2 protein-coding genes are annotated in these 1,024 nt (G+C 58.0%); both read right to left on the bottom strand.

Going from position 1 to position 1,024, the window contains the following annotated elements; all coding sequences use genetic code 11:
* On the bottom strand, nt 1–332 hold a 332-nt coding region (locus ACR0NJ_RS21245), incomplete at its 3' end, for a hypothetical protein (RefSeq protein WP_480819081.1).
* Nucleotides 332–1,024: hypothetical protein (locus ACR0NJ_RS21250; RefSeq protein ID WP_480819082.1), on the bottom strand; the 693-nt coding region annotated here is incomplete at its 5' end. The genes ACR0NJ_RS21250 and ACR0NJ_RS21245, both read right to left, overlap by 1 nt.

Raw genomic sequence — 1,024 nt, forward strand, 5'->3', positions numbered from 1 at the left:
CCCCGAACCAGCGACCCCAAAGCAACGGCCTCGTCGGAAAGCCCAAGGGTTGCCCCATGTGGAGCCATACGGGCAACGGCACCAATCCTGTCACCCGTCTGGCGGTGATGCTCGGTCAGCAACTCGCGGGATGTCATTTGTCCCGTGTCGGGGTTTACAATCATGTCCTCCGGCGGCGTTCCATAGGTGCCGTCAGGATTGCGTGTAGCAGCCTCCGGCTCAGCCTGTTTAGGTGCGATACCGAATACTTCGGACGCATAATCCGTCATCGGAGCCTTTGCGGTAGCCTTCTTGGTTCCGAAAATCTCGGATGCGTAGTCATATCCAGCCATCAGAAACCCACCTCTTTGCGAAGTTGCATTGAGACCTGACGCTTGAGAACTTCCGGGTCCGTTATACCGCTGGCCTTGAGTTGCCCTTCAATCTCGGCACCGCGCGCGTTTATCATCTGGTCCACGTCATCCAGCGAACCCATATCCCACGGCTTGCCCTGCCGTCCGGTTGCCAGCCACAGATTGTAGCGGGCGACGGCGCGTTGCTGCTGCACGATGGATTGCTCAAGCTTGGCTTGGAATTCTGCGGGGCTGTCCCCATCAAAGATGCCTGTTCCCACACTGGGAAGCTGTTCAAGCAGGCGCTCCGCTTCCTGCGGTGTAACAGCGGCACCCGATAGTTCTTTCAAGCTGGTGTTCAGGTTGTTGAAGGCTTCGGTTTTGAACTGCGCGAAGTTGGCAACCAGTTCCTGTTGCTCCGGAGTCGCGTTACCCATCTTGTCCATAAGCTGGCCCCACTTCGCGCCAATGCGCGTGGAAAGCTCAAGGTATTCGGGCTGGAACAGGTCCCGTGTGTCATTCAAACGACCCAGCATTGCGCCCGCGTCCAGAATGCGGCCCTCTATTTCATTGGTTGCTTTGGTGCCGAAGCCGGGACCCTGTTGCCCGCCGCCGTAAGAGACAACGGTGCCGTCAGATGTAGTGACGTTGAAGCCTTGCCCCTTCTTGGCCTGCGCGTATTCAATCCGGCT

The organism is Ruegeria sp. F11 (assembly GCF_056533855.1).